The sequence below is a fragment of the Streptomyces sp. NPDC002896 genome (genome assembly GCF_040295225.1).
In the GTDB taxonomy this organism is placed as follows: Bacteria; Actinomycetota; Actinomycetes; order Streptomycetales; family Streptomycetaceae; genus Streptomyces.
In genome coordinates this window covers 88,558-106,160 of sequence record NZ_JBEOVA010000015.1, presented here as the reverse complement: position 1 = coordinate 106,160, position 17,603 = coordinate 88,558, and the positions used below count along the sequence as shown (strand labels likewise).

The 17,603-nt window shown below is 68.7% G+C and carries 15 protein-coding genes; 2 read left to right on the top strand and 13 right to left on the bottom strand.

Annotation, left to right across the window (positions count from 1 at the left end; all coding sequences use genetic code 11):
• Nucleotides 1-30: 30 nt before the first annotated feature.
• Nucleotides 31-903: an ABC transporter permease gene (locus ABT009_RS27030; RefSeq protein WP_351300098.1), complete on the bottom strand. Its 873-nt coding sequence runs from the start codon at nt 901-903 to the stop codon at nt 31-33.
• Nucleotides 893-1,708 (bottom strand): ABC transporter ATP-binding protein, encoded by an 816-nt coding sequence (locus ABT009_RS27025; RefSeq protein ID WP_351300095.1) that lies wholly within the window; start codon nt 1,706-1,708, stop codon nt 893-895. Before ABT009_RS27025 ends, ABT009_RS27030 begins: the two co-directional genes overlap by 11 nt.
• 160 nt (nt 1,709-1,868) lie before the next feature.
• On the opposite strand from ABT009_RS27025, the gene ABT009_RS27020 reads away from it, so the two are divergent.
• Nucleotides 1,869-2,564: a response regulator gene (locus tag ABT009_RS27020; RefSeq protein WP_351300092.1), complete on the top strand. Its 696-nt coding sequence runs from the start codon at nt 1,869-1,871 to the stop codon at nt 2,562-2,564.
• A gap of 79 nt (nt 2,565-2,643) precedes the next feature.
• Here the strand turns inward: ABT009_RS27020 and ABT009_RS27015 are convergent, their stop codons facing one another.
• The 6 genes from ABT009_RS27015 to ABT009_RS26990 form a co-directional block, all read right to left on the bottom strand.
• A complete protein-coding gene (locus ABT009_RS27015; protein WP_351300089.1) occupies nt 2,644-4,236 on the bottom strand; it encodes a monocarboxylic acid transporter in 1,593 nt (530 codons plus the stop codon).
• Nucleotides 4,233-4,712, bottom strand: coding sequence for a DUF485 domain-containing protein (locus tag ABT009_RS27010; protein ID WP_351300086.1), 480 nt, complete (start codon nt 4,710-4,712; stop codon nt 4,233-4,235). The genes ABT009_RS27015 and ABT009_RS27010 overlap by 4 nt, the downstream gene beginning before the upstream one ends.
• A gap of 95 nt (nt 4,713-4,807) precedes the next feature.
• Nucleotides 4,808-5,497, bottom strand: coding sequence for a response regulator transcription factor (locus ABT009_RS27005; RefSeq protein ID WP_351300084.1), 690 nt, complete (start codon nt 5,495-5,497; stop codon nt 4,808-4,810).
• A complete protein-coding gene (locus ABT009_RS27000) occupies nt 5,494-6,648 on the bottom strand; it encodes a histidine kinase (RefSeq protein ID WP_351300081.1) in 1,155 nt (384 codons plus the stop codon). The genes ABT009_RS27005 and ABT009_RS27000 overlap by 4 nt, the downstream gene beginning before the upstream one ends.
• Entirely contained in the window at nt 6,645-7,175 is a 531-nt protein-coding gene (locus ABT009_RS26995; protein WP_351300078.1) for a DUF1453 domain-containing protein, read from the bottom strand. The genes ABT009_RS27000 and ABT009_RS26995 overlap by 4 nt, the downstream gene beginning before the upstream one ends.
• A gap of 239 nt (nt 7,176-7,414) precedes the next feature.
• A complete protein-coding gene (locus tag ABT009_RS26990) occupies nt 7,415-9,538 on the bottom strand; it encodes a DNA gyrase/topoisomerase IV subunit B (RefSeq protein WP_351300075.1) in 2,124 nt (707 codons plus the stop codon).
• A 439-nt stretch (nt 9,539-9,977) separates the two neighbouring features.
• Here ABT009_RS26990 and ABT009_RS26985 point away from each other — a divergent pair, with 439 nt between their 5' ends.
• Nucleotides 9,978-10,208 (top strand): DUF7455 domain-containing protein, encoded by a 231-nt coding sequence (locus ABT009_RS26985; RefSeq protein WP_067274679.1) that lies wholly within the window; start codon nt 9,978-9,980, stop codon nt 10,206-10,208.
• Nucleotides 10,209-10,317: 109 nt separating this feature from the next.
• On the opposite strand, the gene ABT009_RS26980 is transcribed toward ABT009_RS26985, so the two are convergent.
• The 5 genes from ABT009_RS26980 to ABT009_RS26960 all read right to left on the bottom strand — a co-directional run bounded on the left by ABT009_RS26980 (nt 10,318) and on the right by ABT009_RS26960 (nt 17,363).
• A complete protein-coding gene (locus ABT009_RS26980) occupies nt 10,318-11,148 on the bottom strand; it encodes a S1 family serine peptidase (protein WP_351300071.1) in 831 nt (276 codons plus the stop codon).
• A 175-nt stretch (nt 11,149-11,323) separates the two neighbouring features.
• Nucleotides 11,324-12,862, bottom strand: a complete 1,539-nt coding sequence (locus ABT009_RS26975; protein ID WP_351300068.1) for an RNA polymerase sigma factor — start codon at nt 12,860-12,862, stop codon at nt 11,324-11,326.
• A gap of 381 nt (nt 12,863-13,243) precedes the next feature.
• Nucleotides 13,244-14,131: a FadR/GntR family transcriptional regulator gene (locus ABT009_RS26970; protein WP_351300065.1), complete on the bottom strand. Its 888-nt coding sequence runs from the start codon at nt 14,129-14,131 to the stop codon at nt 13,244-13,246.
• Between the two features lie 162 nt (nt 14,132-14,293).
• On the bottom strand, nt 14,294-16,231 hold the full coding sequence (locus tag ABT009_RS26965; protein ID WP_351300062.1) for an ATP-binding cassette domain-containing protein: 1,938 nt from the start codon (nt 16,229-16,231) through the stop codon (nt 14,294-14,296).
• Nucleotides 16,232-16,604: 373 nt separating this feature from the next.
• Nucleotides 16,605-17,363 carry an NUDIX hydrolase gene (locus ABT009_RS26960; protein ID WP_351300059.1) on the bottom strand — a complete coding sequence of 253 codons (759 nt, stop codon included), beginning with the start codon at nt 17,361-17,363 and terminating at the stop codon, nt 16,605-16,607.
• Nucleotides 17,364-17,603: the final 240 nt, after the last annotated feature.

Below are 17,603 nucleotides of genomic sequence, written 5' to 3'. Positions count from 1 at the left end.
GAGAGAGGGGTGCGTACGGGGGACTGGCGTTCAGCTGTCGGAACTCGCGGGCTTCCACCGGAAGATGCGGCGCTCGGCGAAGGTCAGCAGCCCCTCGGCGAAGAGCGCCACGACCGCGAGGATCACCATCGCGGCGTAGACGCCGGCGGCGTTGAAGGTGCCCTGCGACTGCGCGACGAGCAGGCCGATGCCCTTGGTCGCCCCGATGTACTCGCCGACGATGGCGCCGATGAGGGCGAAGCCGAAGCTGACGTGGAGGCTGGTGAAGATCCACGACGTGGCGGACGGGACGACCACCTGAAGCGTCACCCGGCGATCGCTCGCCCCGAGGATGCGGGCGTTGGCGACCAGGTTCCGGTCGACCTCGCGGGCGCCCTGGAAGGCGTTGAAGAAGACCGGGAAGAACACCAGGACCACGGCGGAGGCGACCTTGGAGGCCGGGCCGAGCCCGAACCAGATCACGAAGATCGGTGCCAGCACGATGCGCGGGATGGAGTTGAGGACCTTGATGTAGGGGCCCAGCACATCGGCGAGGAACGTGATGCGTCCCAGCGTGATACCGAGCACCACACCGGCGATCACACCGATGACCCAGCCGAGCAGCGCCTCGTAGAGCGTGTACCAGATCTGCTCCCCCAGGGAGCCGAGGGCGGTGCCGTGCGTGACCCATTCCTGGATCTGGTCCCAGATCTTCGAGGGCATGGAGAAGTTGAACGGGTCGATGACCTTGGCGCGTGCGAGGACCTCCCACAGGCCGAGCACGGCGACCAGGAGCAGCACGCGGGCGACGGAGACGACCACCTTGCGTCTGCGGGCGGCGCGTGCCCGGGAGAGGCCGCCGGCCGTCTTGGCGGTCTCGGCGGACAGTGCGACGACGGCCTCGGGCATGATCTCAGGCGACATGGGCGGCACCCCTCTCACGGGTGATGCGGACCTCTTCGCCGAGCGACTCCCAGATCTCGCGGTAGATCTCGATGAAGTGCGGCTCCAGTCGGACCGACTCGACCTTGCGCGGCCTCGGCAGGTCGATATCGAAAACCTGCTTCACGGTGGCGGGGCCCGCCGTCATCACGACGACCTTGTCGGCGAGCGCGATGGACTCCTCCAGGTCGTGGGTGACGAAGACGACCGAGGCGCCCGTGCCCTCCCACAGTTCGAGGAGCTCGTCCGACATCAGGGCCCTGGTCTGCACGTCGAGCGCCGAGAACGGCTCGTCCATCAGCAGGATCTCGGGGTCGTTGACGAAGGTCGCGGCGAGTGCGACGCGCTTGCGCTGACCGCCGGAGAGCTGGTGCGGGTAGCGGTCCTCGAAGGCCGCGAGTCCGACCCGGGCCAGCCACTCGCGGGCCTTCTGCTTCGCCTCCGCCTTCGGTACGCCGCGGAAGCGCGGGCCTGCCATGACGTTCGACAGCACCGTGCGCCAAGGGAAGGTCGCGTCCTGCTGGAAGACGAATCCGACCTTGTCGCCGACGCCGCGGACCGGCTCGCCGGCCACCAGGACCTCGCCCTCACTGGGCACTTCAAGGCCGCTGACGAGGGTCAGGGTGGTCGACTTGCCACAGCCGGTGGGCCCCACGACGGCGACGAACTCGCCGCGACCGACGGTCAGATCCAGCTCCCTGACCGCGGTGTGCAGTCCTCCTGACGGAGTCCTGAAGACTTTGCTCGCGCCCCGCAGTTCGATCGCGGGGCTGGTGTCTGTGCTCATGGCCGGGACCGTAGAGACGCACCGGACACAGCATCAGTCTTCTGGGCGCAACCCCATCTTCTGCTTGCAAAGGACTGTTGTGCTCGTTTTGCTCGCGCTACAACAGCTGAGCCGAAACACGGGCTTAACAGCTCGCCTGGGCTTGAGGGAAAGAGGCCCGATGATCGACGTTCTGGTCGTGGACGACGACTTCCGTGTCGCCGAGATCAACGCCAAGTACGTGGGAAGGGTTCCCGGCTTCCGGGTCATGGCACGCGCCCACAGCGCCGCCCAGGCGCTGGCCACGGTGGAGCGCGAGCAGATCGACCTGATGCTGCTCGACCACTACCTGCCCGACCAGACGGGGCTCGAACTGGTCCACCGGATCCACGAACGCGGTTACGGCACCGACGTCATCATGATCACGGCGGCGAGCGACGTCGTCACCGTGCAGTCCGCGATGCGCCTCGGCGCGCTGCACTATCTGGTCAAGCCGTTCACCTTCGCCGCGCTGCGCGCCCGGCTCGACTCCTATGCCGCGCTTCGCCGCACCGTCGATCGGGTGGGCGGCCGGGGCGGCGTGGGCGGACAGGAGCAGATCGACCGGATCTTCGGCGCGCTGCGAACCGTGCCCGCCCCTTCGTCGCCTGGTCTGCCACGCGGTCACTCGGAGCCGACCACCGATCTGATCTGCAGTGTGCTGCACCGCGCCGACCATCCGCTGTCGGCCCACGAGGTGGCCGCCGAGACCGGGCTCAGCCGGGCCACCGCCCAGCGCTATCTGCGCCACCTCGAGCAGGCTGGGAGGCTGCGGCTTTCACTCAAGTACGGGGACACGGGGCGGCCCGAGCACCGGTACGCCTGGGTGACGCCCTGAGGCCTCCGACGCCCTGAGGCCTCCGCGGTACACCCGTAGGGCTCCGATACGACCGGGCGCCAGGGGTGGGCGAGCGCCGTCACACCGCCCCCGCTCCGGTGAGCGAGCGAACCTCCGTCTCCGCGTGCTTCGCCTCGTCCGGCAGCTCCGGCGACGTGACCGTGCCGAACCATCCTGCGAGGAAGCCGAGCGGGATTGACACCAGGCCGGGATTCTCCAGCGGGAAGTACTGCACGTCCACACCCGGGAAGATCGAGTCCGGGCTCCCCGAGACCACAGGGGACAGCGCCACAAGCACGAGTGCCGGCACCAGACCCCCGTAGACCGACCACACCGCACCACGCGTGGTGAAGCTCCGCCAGAACAACGAGTACAGCAGTACAGGCAGATTGGCGGAGGCCGCGACAGCGAAGGCCAGGCCCACCAGGAACGCCACATTGAGGTCGCGGGCGAGCAGGCTCAGGGCGATCGCAACGGCACCGATCCCGACCGCGGCAACGCGCGCCACCACCACCTCGCTGCGCCGCTTCCCGCCGGGACGGCGCAGTGACGCGTACAGGTCGTGGGCCACGGAAGCCGATGAGGCAAGCGTGGCACCGGCGACGACGGCGAGGATCGTGGCGAAGGCGACCGCAGTGACGACCGCGAACAGAACCGTTCCACCCGTGGAGTCCGCGCCGCCGCCGAGATCAAGCGCCAACAGCGGCACCGCGGTGTTCCCGGACGCGTTGGACGCGCGCACCGCATCGGATCCCACCAGCGCCGCCGCGCCGAAGCCGAGCACGATCGTCATCAGGTAGAAGCTGCCGATGAGGCCGATGGACCAGACGGCCGAGCGGCGTGCGGCCCGCGCGGTCGGCACGGTGTAGAAGCGGGACAGGATGTGCGGCAGCCCGGCCGTCCCCAGCACCAGTGCGAGCCCGAGGCTGATGAAGTCGAACCGCGCGGTCCAGTCGGCGCCGTACGTCAGCCCGGGCGCCAGGTAGGCATCGCCGTGCCCACTGCGCTCAGCCGCAGTGCGCAGCAGCGCGTTGAAGTCGCCGTGGAACCGCACCAGGACGAGCGTGGTCAACGCGATCGCGCCGCTCAGCAGCAGGACCGCCTTGACGATCTGGATCCAGGTGGTGGCTCGCATCCCTCCCATCGACACATAGATGACCATGAGTGCGCCGACGCCGATCACGGTCCAGGTCCGCGCCGCCCCGCTTGTACCCCCGAGCAGCAGCCCGACCAGGCTGCCCGCCCCCACCATCTGCGCCACCAGATACAGAACGCACACGGTCACCGAGGAGGTTCCCGCCGCGATACGGACCGGCCGCTCGCTCATCCGTGCGGCCACGACGTCCGCGAGTGTGAACCGCCCGCAGTTGCGGACCAGTTCGGCCACCAGGTAGAGCACCACGAGCCAGGCGACGAGAAAGCCCACCGAGTACAGCAGGCCGTCGTAGCCGAACAGCGCGATGAGGCCGGTGACTCCGAGGAACGAGGCCGCCGACATGTAGTCGCCCGCGATGGCGAAGCCGTTCTCCATCGGGCTGAACAGACGTCCGCCTGCGTAGAACTCCTCCGCCGAGCCCTGCCGGCTGCGGCTCACCCAGGTGGTGATCGCCAGTGTGACCGCCACGAACGCGCTGAAGAGCAACAGCGCCAGAGTCTGATGATCGTCCGTCAACGCTCGGTCTCCCGGGTCAGCTCCTGTGTGTTCCATCTGAGTTCGAGAGCCGCCCGGTCCCTGCGCAACCGGGCGTGCCGGGCGTATGCCCACGTGAGCAGGAACGTGGAGAGAAACTGGCCGAGGCCCGCGAGCATCGCGACGTTCACCGCGCCCGCGACGGGCCGCGCCATCAGGTCGGGCGCCGTCGTTGCGGCCACGAGGTACGCGACGTACCAGGTGAAGAAGACGGCGACCCCGGGGAAAACGAATCTCCGGTACCGGCTGCGCACCTCCTGGAAGGCCGGGCTGCGCTGCACCTCCAGGTAGATCTCGGCGGCGGTACCCGTCCGTCCCTCCGGCTGCCGGCGCGCGTGCGGAACAGCGGAAGCGCGCGCCCCCGCACCGTCCAACTCGTCCCAGCCGGAGGCGAGCGCGTCGTACCAGGGATCATCGGGCCGGACCCGCGCCGCCTCGCCGCCGTCGTACTTCTCCACCGAACTCTCCTTGTCCGCAGGCCTTTTCGGCCACGTGCCCAAGGATGGACAGAACGGGAAGTTCTCGAACTCTTCAATCCCGTCTCTTCACCCCATCAGGTGATTCGGAGCGCCGGCGACTCAGCGAGACCGTGCCGATAGGCATATCGCACGGCCTGAGCGCGATCCTTGAGTCCCGTCTTGGCGAACAGGTTGTTGATGTGTGTCTTCACCGTGGCGGTGGAGACATGCAGCTTGCGGGCGATCTGCTGGTTGGTCAGGCCATCGGCGATCAGTACGAGAACCTCGGTCTCACGGGCGGTGAGGCCGTCTGGAGACTCCGCCACAGAGATGGTGGCCTCGGGCTGGGACAATCGCTCCAGCAACCGCCGTTGGATCCTCGGCGAGAGTCCCGCGTGCCCCGAGCGCACGCTCTCCACGGCCCGCACGATCTCGTCGCCACCGGCGTCCTTGGTGAGATAGCCTCGCGCGCCCGCCTCGAGGGCCGGGAAGAGCGAATCGTCGTCCGCGAAGGTGGTGAGCACGACGACCTGGGTGCCGGGGTGTTCCGTACGAATGCGCCGGGTCGCCTCGACGCCGTCGCAGCGGGGCATGCGCAGATCCATCAGGACGACGTCCGGGGCCAGTTCGGCCACGAGGCGTACGGCTTCCTCGCCGTCACCGGCAGCCCCGACGACCTCGACGCCGGGCAGCAGCCCGAGCAGCATCACGATGCCTTCACGCACGATGGTCTGATCGTCGGCGACCACCACACGGGCGGGCGGCCTGCCGTCCTCCTGCGTCATATGGGCACCTTCAACGTCACCGCGAACCCCTCCTCGTACGGCCCGGCCTCCAGAGAGCCGCCGAGCAGCTCGGCACGCTCCCGCATGCCCAGCAGACCGTACCCGGCTCCGGTGTGTGCCAGTTCACCTGGACGTCCGCCCGAGTCCCTTACGTCCAGGGTCACTTCGTGCTTGCCGTAGTCGAGTCGTATGCGGATCTTGGCGCCTGGTGCGTGCTTGCGTGCGTTCGTCATGGCCTCCTGCGCGACTCGGCGGACCGCCTGCGAGGCCTCGGCCGGGAGGGGCCGACGTTCACCCGTCACAGTGACATCAGCACCGGTCTCAGCGCTGCCCACCAGCTCTCTCAGGGCCTCTTCCAAGGGGGACATCTCGCCACGCAGCGCGGAAAGCGCCTGTCGCGTCTCCGCAAGGCCGTCGCGAGCCATGCCCCGTGCCGCCACCACCCGTTCGAGTATCTGCTTCGGGTCCGCGCCACGTTCGATGAGCAGCCGAGCGGCCTCCAGGTGGACAAGCTGCGCCGAGAGGCTGTGCGCCAGGACATCGTGGATCTCCCTGGCGATGCGGGTGCGTTCCGCCAGCGCCGCGGACTCCGCCTCGGCCTCCCGGGCCGCCCGCTCCTGGGCGAGCAGCTGCTGGGCGTTGCCACGTGCCTCGGCGTCGAGACGCAGTACGTACCCGGCGAGGGCGATGCCCGTGGCGGTGGCCGCCGTGGTCAGCCAGACGTCGTTGTTGACCACGGCGTACGCGCCCAGCGCGACTGAAGTGACCGGCACCGCGGCCGCCAGGGGCAGCCGCTCCATGGCGCTGACGGCGCAGGCACACCACAGCACGAGCGCCGCAACCCGGAAGCCGGTGCTCTGGGCCAGAGTCGCGATGCCCAACAGGACAGTGAGCAGGCCCAGCGAGGGCAGCAGGCGATGCTGGAACGTGGTGCGGAAGAAAGCCCAGCCGGCCAGCCCGCAGAGAACGACGAGCACCACGGCGCCCGCCGCACCCCAGCCGTTGGCATGGCCGCTGTTGAAGGTCGTCCACAGCAGCAAGCCGAGGGCCAACGTGCGCGTGGTCCAGGCGATCAGCCGCCGTGCCCGCGAGACGCCGACACGGGAGAGGGCTTCCCGCGAGGGCCAGCGCGTCCACGCGTTGTACGTCACACGCGCTCCTTCCACTTCCACGACCGTGGGGACACGCCCTCACCGTGCGACGGGACCCCGACGACAGCTGTGCTCAGAGACTGAGAGCGCCAGACCAGGATTCCGGAGCGGACCAACAGAGTCACCGCGAGCGCAAGCATCAGTGCAGCAGTGCCCTGATGAACTCCGAGCAGGGCACCGGTGCCGAAGAGTCCCAGTCGAAGGCCTATGCCGGCCAGCCAGACGAGGACGCTGGCCTTGGTGCTCTTGCTCCACACGGCACCGTCCGGCGCCATCCACACGCGCGTGGTCCAGGCCCATCCTGCACCGGTGGCAAGACCGATCAGCAACTCGGCAGCGAGCAGGGCGGCCGACTCCGCCGGATGGTGAGCGTCGAACAGACCGGGCTCACGCAGCGATATGAAGATCAGTACGCCGGGCACGACCCACCAGCGCCTGTCCGCCGATATCTGCCGTGCCCGGAACTGACGCACGACCACGAGGATGACGACAGCAAGGATCACCAGGACATCGAACAGCCCGGACATCACGGCCTCCGTAGACGGGGAAGAGCGAGGATGAACGACGCCTTCGACGCTACGGAGAACGCGAGGTCAGAAGATCGGAGCCGAGGTGGATCCCGGGTGGAGTCTCGGGAAGGCGGTGGCTCCACCCCAGGGTGGAGTCACGCTGAAAAGACCCCTCCGGTGGCGCGCTTTGGGGCGCGCGTGCCCTTCAACGTGGGCACGGTGCCGTACACCCGCACGTCACCGTGCCCTGCACTGTCCTACGCGTCGATCCGTGACCGGTCCAGCGTCGCTGCCGAACCGGTGATGAACTCCTTGCGCGGCGCGACCTCGTTGCCCATCAGCAGATCGAAGACCTGCTCCGCCGACTCCAGATCGGAGAGGTTGATCCGGCGCAGCGTGCGGTGGCGCGGATCCATCGTCGTCTCGGCCAGCTGGTCTGCGTCCATCTCGCCGAGACCCTTGTACCGCTGGATCGAGTCCTTGTACCGGACGCCCTTGCTCTGGAACTCCAGGAGCTTGTCGCGAAGTTCGCGGTCCGAGTACGTGTAGACGTACTTGTCCTGGCCCTTCTTCGGCTGGATGAGCTCGATGCGGTGCAGCGGCGGCACCGCGGCGAACACCCGGCCCGATTCGACCATGGGCCGCATGTAGCGGTGGAACAGCGTCAGAAGCAGGGTCCGGATGTGCGAGCCGTCCACATCGGCGTCGGTCATCATGATGATCTTGCCGTAGCGTGCTGCGTCGATGTCGAAGGTCCGGCCCGATCCCGCCCCTATGACCTGGATGATCGCACCGCACTCTGCGTTCTTCAGCATGTCCGAGATCGAGGACTTCTGAACGTTGAGGATCTTGCCGCGGATCGGCAGCAGCGCCTGGAACTCGGAGTTCCGCGCGAGCTTGGCCGTGCCGAGCGCGGAGTCACCCTCGACGATGAAGAGCTCGCTCCGCTCCACGTCGTCGCTGCGACAGTCGGCGAGCTTGGCGGGCAGCGACGAGGACTCCAGCGCCGTCTTCCGGCGCTGCGCCTCCTTGTGCTGGCGCGCCGCGATGCGCGTACGGGCCGCCGCGACGGCCTTCTCCAGGACCGCGCGGGCCTGCGCCTTCGCGTCCCGCTTGGTGGACGTCAGGAACTCCTTGAGCTCCTTGGCCACGACGTTCGCGACGATACGGTTGGCAGCCGAGGTGCCCAGGACCTCCTTGGTCTGACCCTCGAACTGGGGTTCCGCGAGGCGCACGGTCACGACGGCGGTGAGCCCTTCGAGGGCGTCGTCCTTGACGATGTCGTCCTCGGCCACGCGCAGCAGCTTCTGGGCCCGCAGCACCTCGTTCACGGTCTTGGTCACAGAGCGTTCGAAGCCGGTGAGGTGGGTGCCGCCCTTGGGGGTGGCGATGATGTTGACGAAGGACCTGACCGTGGTCTCGTACCCGGTGCCCCACCGCAGCGCGACGTCCACGCCGAGCTCACGGGTGACCTCGGTGGGCGTCATGTGGCCCCGGTCGTCAAGGACCGGCACGGTCTCCTTGAACGTGCCCTGCCCGGAGAGCCGGAGGACGTCGCAGACCGGCTTGTCCGGCGCCAGGAACTCGCAGAACTCGCTGATTCCGCCGTCGAAGCGGAAGGACTCCTCGCCCTTGCTGCCGTCCTCCCCCAGGCCGTACTCGTCGCGGACCACGATCGTCAGGCCCGGGACCAGGAAAGCGGTCTGCCGGGCGCGCTGGTGCAGCGTCTCCAGGGAGAGCTTGGCGTCCTTGAGGAAGATCTGGCGGTCGGCCCAGTAACGCACGCGCGTGCCGGTCCGGGCCCTCGGGATCTTCTTGACCTTGCGCAGGCGCGCCGCCGTGTCGAAGGACGCGTTCGGGCCCTCGCCCTTGAACGCACCCGGAACGCCGCGCCGGAAGCTGATGGCATGCGTGCTTCCGGCCCGGTCCACCTCCACGTCCAGTCGAGAGGACAGCGCGTTCACCACGGAGGCACCCACGCCGTGCAGACCGCCCGAGGCGGCGTACGAGCCGCCGCCGAACTTGCCGCCCGCGTGGAGCTTGGTCATCACGACCTCGACGCCGGAGAGACCCGTCTTGGGCTCCACGTCGACGGGGATGCCCCGGCCGTTGTCCCGCACCTCCACGGACGCGTCGTCGTGGAGGATCACCTCGATGTGGTCGCAGTACCCGCCCAGGGCCTCGTCGACGGAGTTGTCGATGATCTCCCAGAGGCAGTGCATGAGGCCGCGGCTGTCGGTCGAGCCGATGTACATGCCAGGGCGCTTGCGGACGGCTTCGAGCCCCTCGAGGACGAGAAGGTGCCGCGCGGTGTAGTTGGAACCGTCCCGGTCTGCTCCGGTCAGCAGCGCTGTGGACGGCACGGACGTCTCGGCGGTCACGCGGTTCGCTCCTCGCTGAATTTCTGGTGGGCCCCTTGTGGGGGAGGGGCCGGCTTCGGTCGCCGGTCAGAGGGTACCGAGGCCTGATAGAGCCGTTGTAACGCCACCCTAGACCGAGTTCAGGGTAGTCCAGAGTCGCATGCCTGTTCGATCCTTCGATGGAGTGAAGCGCACATCACGTTCCCTTCGAGGCATGAACCATTTAGCCTCGGGGCACGTCCTCATGAACAACCGGCAACCCAGCCGGGAGGGCGGACCTGAAAAGACAGCGCGAAACCGTACGACGCAAATACATGCAATACGGCACATTCGCCGCCAACCGGCAGCAGACAGCCGCCTCGCAAAGATTTTTCGAGGAAAAGCCACGAGCGGGAACGTTTTGGGGCTGGTTGGATGTTGACCCTGGTACGACAGCTCGTCGAGCTAGAGAAGAGGCGACGTGACTACTGTTCTGACCCCCGCGAGCCCACTGACGGCCGCTGATCGCTGCGACCGCTGCGGCGCCCAGGCATACCTGCGCGTCGTCCTGCTCAGCGGCGGTGAGCTGCTCTTCTGTGCCCACCACGGGCGCAAGTTCGAGCCGGAACTCAAGAAGATCGCCGCTGAGATACAGGACGAGACCGAGCGGCTGACGACCGCTCCGGCGTCCGCCACCGAAGAGGAACGCTGACACCTCGCATCCACGACGAGCCAGTTCCGGCATCAGGCCGGTGACCGGGCGGCTGCCTGCGCATTCAGGGCAGCCGCCCGGTCTGGTACGTGGACGGAGGCACTCGCGGTCAGCCACCCAGGCCGAGCGGCCTGATCACGGCTGACACCCGCGTGTAGACCCCAGGGCTGCCCGCCCATCCGCAGCCGCTCCCCCAGGAGACGAGGCCGACCAGCCGCCCTTTGGCGACCAGCGGACCGCCGCTGTCCCCCTGGCAGGCGTCCCGGCCGCCTGCGCGCTCCCCCGCGCACAGCATGGATGCGGCGACATAGGTCCCTTCCCTCGTTCCCGGGTACGCCTTCTTGCAGAGCGCGTCCGGCAGCACCCTCACCTGCGCGGCGCGCAGCGTGCGTGAGTACTGGCCGGCGCCCGTGGTGTCACCCCAGCCGTAGACAGTGGCCCTGGTTTCCGGTGCGTACGCCGGGTCCCCCTGCCGTGCCATGGGGATCACGTAGCTCTGGGGAAGCGGGGTGGCCAGCGTGAGGAGCGCCGCGTCTCCGGCGTTCGTGACGCTGCTGTGCTCGGGGTTGATCGAGACGCGACGTACCGGGATCTCCCGGCCGTTCTTGGCGCGGAGATCGTTGCGTCCCGCGATGACCTTCAGATCGTCCATGCGGCTCGCCGGCCCGCCGAGGACTTCCTCGCTCATGCAGTGGGCCGCGGTGAGCACGGTCGACCGCCCGACGAGTACTCCCCCGCAGAACTGCCCCGCGCGCGTACCCCCGAATCGGTCACGGCTGGACAGCGCCACCACCCACGGGCTGTCGGCCACATCGACCGGGGTACCTCCGACGACTATGCCGTCAGCCGCGGCGGGTGTCGGCGCAGCCAGCGGCAGTACGGCCGCCGCGGCTGCCATGGCCAGCCCGCCCCTCAGGGCCTTGGCAAGGGGAGAACGCATACACGCTCCTTACTCTGAGTTGCAACGGCACACCCAGGGTGATCCAGGACCGCATGGCTCGCACGTGCGCGCAGCATCGCGCCATGGCGCAGCAGGAGGTCACACAAGGACGCAATGAAAAGGCCCGGACGCCTCACAGGGGAGGCGTCCGGGCCTTTCTGGGTCGACGTGGCGACTAGTCGAGGTAGTCGCGCAGCACCTGGGAGCGCGAGGGGTGGCGCAGCTTCGACATCGTCTTGGACTCGATCTGGCGGATGCGCTCACGCGTGACGCCGTAGACCTTGCCGATCTCGTCGAGGGTCTTCGGCTGACCGTCGGTGAGGCCGAAACGCATGGACACGACGCCCGCCTCACGCTCGGAGAGCGTGTCCAGCACGGAGTGCAGCTGCTCCTGGAGGAGCGTGAAGCTGACCGCGTCCGCCGGGACGACCGCCTCGGAGTCCTCAATGAGGTCACCGAACTCGCTGTCGCCGTCCTCGCCCAGGGGGGTGTGCAGGGAGATGGGCTCGCGGCCGTACTTCTGGACCTCGATGACCTTCTCGGGGGTCATGTCGAGCTCCTTGGCCAGCTCCTCCGGGGTGGGCTCGCGGCCCAGGTCCTGGAGCATCTGGCGCTGCACGCGCGCGAGCTTGTTGATGACCTCGACCATGTGCACCGGGATACGGATGGTGCGGGCCTGGTCGGCCATGGCGCGGGTGATCGCCTGACGGATCCACCAGGTGGCGTACGTGGAGAACTTGTAGCCCTTGGTGTAGTCGAACTTCTCGACCGCGCGGATCAGACCGAGGTTGCCCTCCTGGATGAGGTCCAGGAAGAGCATGCCGCGACCCGTGTACCGCTTGGCGAGCGAGACGACCAGGCGGAGGTTGGCCTCCAGCAGGTGGTTCTTGGCGCGGCGGCCGTCCTCGGCGATGATCTCCAGCTCGCGCTTGAGCTTCGGCGCCAGCTTGTCGGCGTTGGCCAGCTTGTCCTCGGCGAACAGACCGGCCTCGATGCGCTTGGCGAGCTCCACCTCCTGCTCGGCGTTGAGGAGGGGGACCTTGCCGATCTGCTTCAGGTAGTCCTTGACGGGGTCGGCGGTGGCGCCGGCGGCCGCCACCTGCTGCGCGGGAGCGTCGTCCTCGTCCTCGTCGGACAGGACGAAGCCCTGTGCGCCGTCCTCGGCGGGCTCATCGGCGCCGGGCTTGGCCGCGCCTGCGGTCTCCTCGACGAGCTCGTCGTCCAGGATCTCCTCGTCATCGCCCTTGGTGGTCTTCTTGGCCGTCGTCTTCTTCGCGACGGTCTTCTTGGCAACCGCCTTCTTGGCCGTGGCCTTCTTGACCGTGGGCTTCTGGGCGGTCGCAGCCTCTTCAGCGGTGGCGTCGGCGGCCGGCGCCTCCGGGGCGGCGGCGGTGGCCTTCTTGACCGTGGCCGTCTTGGCCGCCACCGTCTTGGTTGCGGTGCGCTTGGCCGGACTCTTCGCTGCGACGCTCTTGCGGGTGCGCTTGGGCTCGGCGGCACTGACCATCAGCGTCACACCCTCTTCCTCGAGGATCTGGTTGAGGCTGCGCAGTACGTTCTTCCACTGAGTGGCCGGAATCTGGTCAGCTTCGAAGGCCCGACGCACGTCATCGCCGGCGATCTGCCCATCAGCCTTTCCCCGCTCGATGAGCGCCATGACAGAGACGGACTCGGTGATCTCCGGCGGGAGCGTACGGGATGTGCTGGCCGACACGAACAACCTCTCGGAACGTTGGAAAACGGCTTACGGCCCCGTCCCGTGTGGACCGGAGCCGACGACCGCCGACTTGGGGATGAGCCGACGGGCGCGGGCGGGGGCCGGGGAGATGAACAGCGCCGTCAACGGCGGCTGTATTCCCTCCTCGACTGTCACCTCTTAGGTCATCGCGTTGTTCCCAGGAGCGTTACGCCCAATCTGCGTGGCCCGAGTCACACCACGTAAGCACTCAAAAGCACCTAGATACGGTCAAATACGATCACGTCTCGGGGCCGGCTCGATCACCTTTGCCTTGCATGTGCCCACAAACGGGCCCGGCGGCGCCTCCACCCTCGCGTCGCCGGGCCAGGCACTGGCCTGCGGTCGCCAGTCCTGCTGTCAGTGCTCGCGAGGGGCCGGCACCACGCGCTCGACCTCTGGATGGACGGTGAGCAGTTGGCGCATGGCCGCCTCGGCGCCCGCTCCGTCGCCGGCGGGGAGCGTCTCGACGATGCGGGAGTGGAGCGCGAGGGACGCCTCGTTCGGGCGGTCACAGGCCGTGACCGGGCCCCCGGAGACCTGGAGGGCCGCCGAGACGATGCCGGACAGGTGCTCCAGCATGCGGTTGCCAGCGACCTGGATGAGCAGCGAGTGGAACTCCGCGTCGGCGCGGGAGAACGTGACGGCGTCCCCCTGCCCCAGGGCGTGCCCCATGATCTCGACCATGTCGGACAGGCGCTGCTGGACGTCCTCACGTCCGTGCCCGGCGGCGAGACGGGCGGCGAGCGGCTCGATCGTCCAGCGCAGTTCGCTCAGCTCACGCCGCTGGTCGTCCCGCTGCGGCCCGAAGGCCCGCCACTCGATGATGTCCGGGTCCAGGAGATTCCAGTCGCTGACCGGGCGCACGCGCGTCCCCACGTTGGGCCGGGCGCTGACGAGGCCCTTGGCCTCGAGTACGCGCAGCGACTCGCGGACGACGGTGCGGGAGACCTCGAACCGCTGGCCGATCTCCTCGGGGACCAGCGGGCGGTCCGCGCCCAGGTCGCCGGAGACGATCATCTGACCCAGCTGTTGTACGAGTTGGCCGTGCAGCCCGCGGCCGCGACTGCCGGCGGCGCGCCGGCCCACACGGCCCAGCTCCGAGTCGCCGCCTTCCCAGGCGGGGGCGCCGACGCGGTTGGCGGCAGGGGCCTCGGCGTAGGGGTAGCGGTCGAGTTCGCCCGGGCCGGCGAGGCCGGAGTCGGCGGGACGGGCGGCGGTCATCATGGTGTGCGCAAGGGTACTCACGGATCTTTTGTCGGCGCGGTCCCCAACTCCCTTGAGGGCTTTGGTGAAAAGCACACGAAAGGGTGATCGCTTACCCTGCCGCAATTGACGCCTTATCGGACAGAAATGAGCGTTCTACGGGAAGTTGCGGGCACCACGGAAACGAGATCGCGCCGACGATGGTCAGCGGACCCGGCTGCGCAGCGCCGTGAGCCCATAAGCACACAGCAGGGCGGTCAAACACAACGTCAGCGCACCGCCCACCGGTTGAATGATCATCCGCACGCCCGCGGCCAGGTATCTCTCGGCCCCGAACGGCCACTGACCGAAGGCGAGATCACGCAGCCGTCCCGGGAATCCGGCCGCGGAGCGCGCGGAGGGCCTTTCCAGGGCCTTCTGTACGAGCGGTACGACAACAACCGGCACGGAGACGACTGCCGCGAGTCCGGCGGTCGTGGAACGGAAGATTCCAGCGGCCAGCACACCGGCCCAGGCGCATCCCGCGACGACACCGAACCAACTGGCGCTCAGCGACAGCCAGTCCACAGGAACCCTGGTCAGTTCCGGTCCGTATACGAGTTGCAGCAGGGCGGCGTCACAGCCGACGGTCAGAAACGCCAGCAGCAGTGCGGTGGCCGCTGCCACGCCCAGCTTGGCGCAGAGAAGCCCCAGGCGCCGGGGGACGGTGCCGCGGTCCGTGGCGAGGGCGGGATGGCGGAACTCGTCGCCGAAGGCGAAAGCGCCCAGGAGTCCGGCGCCGAGGGCGGTCGGCGGCAGCGGGAGCTCCTGGGGCCACGCTGCGAGCACGCGTGACTGCGATGTGTGTCCTGATCTGGCGAGGAACAGGGAGACGAACGCCGAGACGGCGAGTACGACGGCAGCCGTGACATAGCCCGTGCCGACTCCGGCCGCTCGGTACAGCTCGTAGCGCAGGGGCCGGAGCGGGCCGCGGGCAGGGCGGACGGTGATGGGAGGCGGGAGCTGCGGCGGCGGATCAGACTCTGTACGTGTGGCGGGATGGCGGCGGTTGTCCAGGCGTGGGGCCGGGGTCTCGTGCCGTTGGGCCGGAGTGTCCTGCCGTTGAGCAGGGGCGTCCTGCGGTTGACACGGCGCCTCATGCCGTTGAGCCGAGGCCTCCTGTCGTGGGTCTGGAGCAGGTGGGGCTTCGGGGAGGTCGGACTCGGATTCCAAGGGAGGAGCGTGGTGGGGGCGAGCGGTGTGCTCAGGCGACGTGGTGATGGGCTTCGGCCCCATGTCGCCGACTTCGTCGGCGAGTTGGTGGACAAGAATGCCGTGACGGTAGGCGATCTCGCCGACGTCCGCGCAAGTGCTTCCGTACACGGAAAGCCGGTTGCCGTCCTCCTTGATCACCTCGATGGAACGCTGCCCGGCCCGTGCCTCCTTGGTGAGCAACAGGCCGAGCCTGGCCGCGTAGGGTGTACGGACGGCGACGCGCGGCCGAAGCCGGGTGCGGGCGAACTCCGCAACCCCCTGGTCGGCGACGACTCTGCCCGCATCCAGGGTCACTACGCGGTCGGACGTCTGCGCGGCCCCCTTGGGATCGTCCGTACTGAACAGGACGGTGCCCCCCTTGGCCGCGTGCGCGCGCAGAGTCCCGTGCAGCCAACGGCCCTCACGGGCGGACAGACCCTCGGCCGGGACGTCCAGAACCAGGGTGTGCGGGTCCGCCAGCAGGGCACAGGCCAGACCGAGGCGGCGGTCCAGTCCCCGGGAGAGTGTGTCGAGCCGCTCGCCGCGGAGGCTTACCAACCCCACCGCCTCGAGCACTTCGTCGGCGCGCTGCGCGGGCACCCCTGCGGCCGCGCAGAGCATCCGCAGATGACCGCGGACCGTACGCGCCGGATGGCCCAGGACCTCGCCCAGAAGGACGCCCACTTCTCGGGAGGGATGGGGCATGCAGTGCAGGCGGCGGTTTCTGAAGTAAGTGACTCCGCGGCCCGGTTGGAGTTCGAGCATCAGCCTCAGCGTTGTCGTCTTGCCCGAGGCCGGGCCACCGAGGAGCGCCGTGACATGGCCGGGGAGCGCCTCGAAGGTCACGTCGTCGACTGCAGGCGGCAGCTTCTTTCGCGGATTGCTGGTCAGTCCGATGGCCTGGATCATCGCTTCCCTCACCGGAGGTGCGACCGCTCGGCGGCCGGAGCTCGGCGGCCTGGACTCGTCCGCCGGTTCAGGACGGACGGGACCGCGGATACGGCAGCAAGATAGCGCGACATTCCCGTCTTTTCGGGCAGGGGTCTACGCGGGTGTCAGCCGTGGTTGCTCGGCAGTCCGGCGCACTGGCCACCGTGCACTCCTTATCGGAATGTCCGATGACCCGCCGGATCGAGGGCCGTTGGCGTGGCGGTGCGGAGAGACACGGGGTAGCCGGGAAGCAGTCCGGTCCAACCCGTTGGCCGCCCGTGACGGACACGCCCCGCTCGGCGATGACACGCGACGACCCCAACCGACCCGGCGGTACCGGATGGTGGTGCGGTCAGACTTCCGGGCGCAGCATCGGCGGGTTCAGCAGCGTCGCTCCACCCGCGCGGAACAACTGCGCCGGGCGACCGCCCTGGCGGGTCGTGGTACCGCCGGTGGGCACCAGAAAGCCGACGGTGCCGGTCACCTTGCGATGGAAGTTGCGAGGGTCGAGGGCGACTCCCCACACCGCCTCGTACACCCGGCGCAGCTCGCCTACGGTGAACTCCGCCGGACAGAAGGCGGTGGCGAGTGACGAGTACTCGATCTTCGACCTGGCACGCTCCACACCGTCCGCCAGGATCTGTGCGTGATCGAAGGCGAGCGGGGCCGCCTGCTCACCCTCGCGACCGTAGCCACCTTGGTTGAGCAGCGCCTCGACGGGTGCCCAACGCGCGCTGTACGCGTCCCCACCGGCCCGGGGAGCAGGCAGGTCCGGGGCGAGCACAAGGTGGGCGACACTGACCACACGCATCCGCGGATCACGCTTCGGGTCACCGTAAGTGGCGAGCTGCTCGAGATGGGCGCCGTTGCTCTGCGCCGGGGCGGCAGGGTCGTGCGCGCACAGCCCCGTCTCCTCAGCCAGCTCCCGAGCCGCCGCCGCCGCGAGGTCTTCGTCCGCCCTCACGAATCCACCGGGTAGCGCCCACCGCCCCTGGAACGGGGGTTCACCCCGCCGCACCACCAGCGCGCACAGCGAGTGACGGCGCACGGTCAGTACGACCAGGTCGACAGTGACGGCGAAAGGCGGAAAGGCTGACGGGTCGTAGGGCATGCCGCGATCATAGTCGTCTCACTGACGATAAACACTCCCTTCTACGGTGCTTCCAGGACTGATCCACTGCGCTCCGATGACGCTCCATGACGTGTTGTCCGTGCTGGTCCGGCGGACCCGGCCTGAGCCGCTGAGCGCTGCCGGGGGGCACACAGCGTCACCGGTCCCGGCGGAGCCTCGGATCGCCGCCCAGGCCTTGGCGGCGGGCGCAGGGATCATGCGCTTTCGTGATCACTCGGT

Bases quoted from the DNA above. Each gene is read 5' to 3' on its own strand.
- ABT009_RS27030 (WP_351300098.1), bottom strand. From the start codon at position 903: ATGTCGCCTGAGATCATGCCCGAGGCCGTCGTCGCACTGTCCGCCGAG.
- ABT009_RS27025 (WP_351300095.1), bottom strand. From the start codon at position 1,708: ATGAGCACAGACACCAGCCCCGCGATCGAACTGCGGGGCGCGAGCAAA.
- ABT009_RS27020 (WP_351300092.1), top strand. From the start codon at position 1,869: ATGATCGACGTTCTGGTCGTGGACGACGACTTCCGTGTCGCCGAGATC.
- ABT009_RS27005 (WP_351300084.1), bottom strand. From the start codon at position 5,497: ATGACGCAGGAGGACGGCAGGCCGCCCGCCCGTGTGGTGGTCGCCGAC.
- ABT009_RS26995 (WP_351300078.1), bottom strand. From the start codon at position 7,175: ATGTCCGGGCTGTTCGATGTCCTGGTGATCCTTGCTGTCGTCATCCTC.
- ABT009_RS26980 (WP_351300071.1), bottom strand. From the start codon at position 11,148: ATGCGTTCTCCCCTTGCCAAGGCCCTGAGGGGCGGGCTGGCCATGGCA.
- ABT009_RS26965 (WP_351300062.1), bottom strand. From the start codon at position 16,231: ATGATCCAGGCCATCGGACTGACCAGCAATCCGCGAAAGAAGCTGCCG.
- ABT009_RS26960 (WP_351300059.1), bottom strand. From the start codon at position 17,363: ATGCCCTACGACCCGTCAGCCTTTCCGCCTTTCGCCGTCACTGTCGAC.